The sequence below is a fragment of the Moorena sp. SIO4A5 genome, from assembly GCF_010672005.1.
Lineage (GTDB): Bacteria > Cyanobacteriota > Cyanobacteriia > Cyanobacteriales > Coleofasciculaceae > Moorena.
Window position 1 is genome coordinate 1 of sequence record NZ_JAAHHZ010000311.1, and the last position, 5298, is coordinate 5298.

The 5298-nt window shown below is 45.3% G+C and carries 5 protein-coding genes and 1 pseudogene; 4 read left to right on the forward strand and 2 right to left on the reverse strand.

The genetic code is table 11. The features are described from left to right. A pseudogene (locus F6K57_RS35770) lies at positions 1 to 361 on the reverse strand (RNA-guided endonuclease TnpB family protein); the annotation flags it as partial. A gap of 161 nt (positions 362 to 522) precedes the next feature. On the opposite strand from F6K57_RS35770, the gene F6K57_RS35775 reads away from it, so the two are divergent. The 4 genes from F6K57_RS35775 (at position 523) to F6K57_RS35790 (ending at position 4616) form a co-directional block, all read left to right on the forward strand. After that, on the forward strand, positions 523 to 888 hold the full coding sequence (locus F6K57_RS35775) for a type II toxin-antitoxin system RelE/ParE family toxin (protein ID WP_293072791.1): 366 nt from the start codon (positions 523 to 525) through the stop codon (positions 886 to 888). Positions 889 to 1156: 268 nt separating this feature from the next. Then, entirely contained in the window at positions 1157 to 3754 is a 2598-nt protein-coding gene (leuS, locus tag F6K57_RS35780) for a leucine--tRNA ligase (protein WP_293072794.1), read from the forward strand. Positions 3755 to 3937: 183 nt separating this feature from the next. Next, the gene (locus tag F6K57_RS35785) at positions 3938 to 4111 is read left to right on the forward strand and encodes a hypothetical protein (protein WP_293027744.1); all 174 of its coding nucleotides are present in this window, start codon (positions 3938 to 3940) and stop codon (positions 4109 to 4111) included. 124 nt (positions 4112 to 4235) lie between these two features. After that, positions 4236 to 4616: a hypothetical protein gene (locus F6K57_RS35790; RefSeq protein ID WP_293072797.1), complete on the forward strand. Its 381-nt coding sequence runs from the start codon at positions 4236 to 4238 to the stop codon at positions 4614 to 4616. A 67-nt stretch (positions 4617 to 4683) separates the two neighbouring features. Here the strand turns inward: F6K57_RS35790 and F6K57_RS35795 are convergent, their stop codons facing one another. Continuing rightward, entirely contained in the window at positions 4684 to 5241 is a 558-nt protein-coding gene (locus tag F6K57_RS35795) for a pentapeptide repeat-containing protein (protein ID WP_293072800.1), read from the reverse strand. Positions 5242 to 5298 lie beyond the last annotated feature (57 nt).

Genomic DNA, 5298 nt, shown 5'->3' on the forward strand with positions numbered 1-5298 from the left:
TTTTGTCAGGGGATAGTTTCCAACCAGACTGCTTATACTCAACTGAGCGACAGTGCTTCTGAAATTTTGGGAAACCTTTTTTGCCAGGTACTTTTTTCTTGCAGTTGTCGTAAAAACGAGCGATTGATGACCATGCTCTTTCAGCCGCAGCTTGCCTAGCGGTTGAATTCAATTCATTAGCAAAAGGGAAGTTCTTAGCTAAGGTCTTACAATATTTGTTTAAATCATATTTCGTTAACCCTTTACTATCCATCCACAGTCGAATGCAGCTATTCCTGACAAATTTTACGGTTCTAATAGCCTCATCAATGCCTTTATACTGTTTTTTATTCCCGTATGCCTTGAACTCAAGTATGATCATCAGAACTCGACCTCTTCTGTTACACTATTATGCTAACACGCCCAGCACAAAATGACTACCTACACTCAAAAATGCGGCTTAAGCCGCTATAAACTTTCATCCCCGCTCGCTTTGTGGCGGGGTTTTCAGTTGTTAAAAATATAATAATCCCGATTGTGACTTTGAAAAACTATCTCCTCACCCCCACAGCGCGGCGGCACTTACGGGAAGCAAAAGCATGGTCACGGGCCAGATGGGGCAATGAATTAACAAAACAGTATTTTCATGACCTTGAAAAAGCAGCACAGTTTATCGCCCTTAAGCATCAAAAAGTTGCGAAACGCCAGGAGCTGACAGGGGATAGCTCTCTGTGTTTATTTCCTGTTAGAGAACATTATATTGTCTATGAAGCCTTGGGAGAACAACGCATCGCCATCGCTGCTTTTATCCGTATGGGGAGGGATATTCCGACGCTACTGAGTAAACATGCCGTCACCTTAAAAGAGGAGCTTACCGAACTCCGAAAAAGTAGTTTGAACGAGAATTAATTACTTCTGGCGATCAAAAAAAAATTTTGCTCAAATACATGAACAGGAATTACCAGTACAGATGACTTAATCCAAGCTTTTGTATGGGTATTTTTTGAATTCTAACTTCATCTCATAGATGATCATGTTTATCTTTGTCATCTACGACAAAAGATTGTAGCATAGACTAATCAGAATGTTGTTTGTTGGTGGCGTTTTCATCCCCATGTCTGAAGCCAGGGGCTTTCAACGCCACATTTTCGGAAATCATACCTGAGGAGTATCACTTGTGCAGTCACAATACAACCCCACCGAGATAGAGGAAAAATGGCAACAAATTTGGGAAGAGCAAGGCTTGTACCAAACCCCCACAGAAACTGACAAGCCGAAATTCTATGCTCTGTCCATGTTCCCCTATCCATCGGGTAACCTGCACATGGGTCATGTCCGTAACTATACAATTACTGATGTGATTGCCAGGAAAAGCCGGATGCAAGGCTATCGCGTACTTCACCCCATGGGTTGGGATGCCTTTGGATTACCGGCAGAAAATGCTGCGATCGCTCGCGGGATTCATCCGGCTAAGTGGACATACCAAAATATTGCCCAAATGCGATCGCAATTAAAGCGCCTCGGACTGTCCTATGACTGGGATTGTGAAGTAACTACCTGCTCGCCGGACTATTACAAATGGACTCAGTGGATTTTCTTACAGTTCTTCAACGCTGGATTGGCCTACCAGAAAGAAGCAGCAGTGAACTGGGACCCGGTAGATCAGACCGTGCTAGCCAATGAGCAAGTGGATAGTGAAGGACGTTCTTGGCGTTCTGGTGCCAAGGTGGAACGGAAACTGTTGCGTCAGTGGTTCCTTAAAATTACCGACTATGCCGAAGAATTGCTCAAGGACTTGGATACCTTAACCGGTTGGCCAGAACGGGTGAAGCTGATGCAGGCCAACTGGATTGGTAAATCTGTTGGTGCTTATCTAGAATTTCCCATTGTGGGCTTAGATGACAGCTCAGATGAGGGCTTAGATAACAAAATTGGTGTATTCACCACTCGTCCAGATACAGTTTATGGCGTTACCTATGTGGTGCTAGCACCGGAACATCCCTTGACCGCAAAAGTCACTACCCCTGAGCAAAAGGCTGCAGTTGAAGCCTTCATTGAGGAAGTCAGTAACCAAAGTGAACTGGAACGGACAGCAGAAGATAAGCCCAAGCGAGGGATTCCCACTGGTGGTAAAGCCATTAATCCCTTCACTGGGGACGAAATCCCGATCTTGATTGCTGACTATGTGCTGTATGAGTATGGTACTGGTGCCGTGATGGGAGTACCAGCTCATGATACCAGAGACTTTAAGTTTGCCCAGGAAAAGCAATTACCAATCAAAGTGGTGATTGTCCCAACTTCAGATGATGTCGAAACAGTTAATGACACTCCTCTAGAAGCGGCTTACACCGAACCGGGCATTGTCGTGAATTCTGACCAATTCAATGGCATGGATTCCGTCAAGGCCAAGACCGGAATTATTGAGTATGCTGAACAACAGGGCTGGGGCAAAGCCCGAGTGCAGTATCGCCTCCGAGATTGGTTAATCTCTCGCCAGCGTTACTGGGGTGCCCCTATCCCTGTGATTCATTGTCCTAACTGCGGCGCAGTGGCAGTGCCAGACCAAGACCTGCCAGTAGAGTTACCAGAAGATGTGGACTTTAGCGGACGTGGTCTTTCTCCCTTGGCTCAATTAGACAGTTGGGTGAATGTACCTTGTCCCAATTGCGGTACACCAGCTAAACGGGAAACCGATACTATGGATACCTTTATCGATTCCTCCTGGTATTTCTTACGTTATCCCGATGCCAAGAATGACTCCGCTGTGTTTGATTCCAACAAAACCAATGATTGGATGGGAGTGGATCAGTATGTAGGGGGCATCGAACATGCTATTTTGCACTTGCTCTACTCGCGATTCTTTACTAAGGTATTGCGCGATCGCGGTTTACTAAACATTGATGAACCATTCCAACGTCTTCTAACTCAGGGGATGGTGCAGAATACGGCTTACAAAAATACCAAAACCGGGAAATATTTCGCTGTTGTAGATATCGATCCCAATGACCCTAAAGATCCAGACACTGGGGAACCCTTGGCGGTATTCTATGAAAAAATGTCCAAGTCTAAATACAACGGTGTAGCACCAGAAGATGTACTAGCTAAATACGGTACCGATACCGCTAGGATGTTTATCTTGTTTAAAGCACCACCAGAAAAAGATTTGGAATGGGATGATGCTGATGTAGAAGGGCAATTCCGTTTCCTTAATCGTGTCTGGCGTTTAGTATCGGATTTCGCCGCTAATGGTAGCACTAAACCTAGCCCGTCTAATGGTGATTTAACTAAACCGGAAAAAGACTTACGACGAGCAATTCATATCGCGATTAAAGAGGTAACTGAGGATTTAGAAGGGGAGTATCAATTTAATACAGCGGTTTCTGAATTAATGAAGCTAAGTAATGGAATTACTGATGCTAAGTGTAAAGACTCCCCGGTCTATAAAGAAGGGATTGAAACCTTGATTACATTACTCGCTCCCTTTGCTCCCCATATTGCTGAAGAACTTTGGCATAGTCTCGGTCATAGCTCCTCAATACACAATCAACCGTGGCTTGAGTATGATCCTGATGCTTTGGTAGCCGATGAAATTACCTTGGTTATTCAAATCAAAGGCAAAACTCGCGGCACTATTCAAGTTCCCGCTAACTCCGATAAGGCAGCCTTAGAAACCTATGCTCGGGAATCTGAGGTAGCACAGCGATATCTAGAGGGTAAGGAGATTAAGAAGGTAATTGTGGTACCCGGTAAATTGGTAAACTTTGTAGTGGTTTGATCTAAAAAAAGCGAACGCGCCAGGGATAGCTAACGGAGCTATCAGCTCATGCAGTATGTCACAGGCTAGAAGCCTGTGCCACGCAGGGGATAGGTAATGGAGCTATTCCCTATTTCCTATTCCCTGTGCCCAGAGCTATATATTAGGTAAGAAACAATTCATCAGGTTCATTTACCAACAGCTATGTCTGAACAAAACGCACAAGTCTGTCCTATCTGTGGTGTCAAGATCATACCAGGAGGGCAAGTAGAGGATAGAGTCATCTTTAAAGTCGGACCAGTAGGAACAAGAGCTATCCTTTACCAGCGCGTTTGTCAGTATGTTCAGAAACCAGGCTGCATCAATAAGAATCCATAGCAATTATCAATGGGGTGAGGGACTTTCCTTGTAAGCATTCAGCTATTAGCCATCAGCTATCAGCTTTTGAATAAAAGAATGTTGGTATTGCTTAATAATGGAATGATTTTAAGAGTGAGGTGGAATGGGCATCTTGGTGGAACTGGCATCTTGCCAGTTTCATGCTTATTCCCGGGCGGGCAGGATGCCCACTCTACTCCTATTCAGTGGAATGGGCATCAGGGGTGGAACTGGCATCTTGCCAGTTTCATGCTTATTTTCGGGCGGGCAGGATGCCCACTCTACTCCTATTCAGTGGAATGGGCATCAGGGGTGGAACTGGCATCTTGCCAGTTTCATGCTTATTTTCGGGCGGGCAGGATGCCCACTCTACTCCTATTCAGTGGAATGGGCATCAGGGGTGGAACTGGCATCTTGCCAGTTTCATGCTTATTTTCGGGCGGGCAGGATGCCCACTCTACTCCTATTCATTGGAAGATTCAGCAACGCCTCTGTAGCCCATTAGCTGAATGCTGAATGCTGAATGCTGAATGCTGAATGCTGAATGCTAATTCACTTTAGGAGTCCCTAATTTACCTAGGAAGTTGCGCACCAGTAAGGTTAGCATTATCAAGGTTAGCGTTAGTCAAATCAGCGTTAATGAAATTAGCGTTACTGAGGTTAGCCCCACTCAAATCAGCACCATTGAGGTTGGCATTCAGAAAGGTGGTGTTACTGAGGTCAGCACCCCTAAAGGAACTACCACTCAGGTCAGCACTGATGAAATTTGCCCACACTACGCTAGCACCACTGAAGTCGGCGCGACTCATGTTGGCCCCTGTGGCGTAGGCTGAATCTAAGTTGGCATTGCGGAAGGTTGCCCCTGTGCCATCAATAACTCTCATTGCTGCACTTTCGAGCATGGCATCAGAAAGGTTAGCGCCACTGAGATTGGCTCCCTGGAGGTTAGCATATCTCAGGTCTGCTTCCCTCAAATCAGCTCTGGCTAGGTCAGAATTTACCAGGTCACAGCTTCGACATTCCTTAGTTTGCAGCAGTTGTAGATAGTGCTCGCGCACTTCAGCATTGATAGGAGCGATTAACCCTAAGGAGGCTAGCAGTACACTAATTCCTAAGATTCTGAATTTCATAATTTCTGGCCAAATCTTGTTTTGCCTGTATTATGGCAGTGAAGTTCAAGAAATACC

Bases quoted from the DNA above. Each gene is read 5' to 3' on its own strand.
- F6K57_RS35785 (WP_293027744.1), top strand. From the start codon at position 3,938: ATGTCTGAACAAAACGCACAAGTCTGTCCTATCTGTGGTGTCAAGATC.
- F6K57_RS35795 (WP_293072800.1), bottom strand. From the start codon at position 5,241: ATGAAATTCAGAATCTTAGGAATTAGTGTACTGCTAGCCTCCTTAGGG.
- F6K57_RS35790 (WP_293072797.1), top strand. From the start codon at position 4,236: ATGGGCATCTTGGTGGAACTGGCATCTTGCCAGTTTCATGCTTATTCC.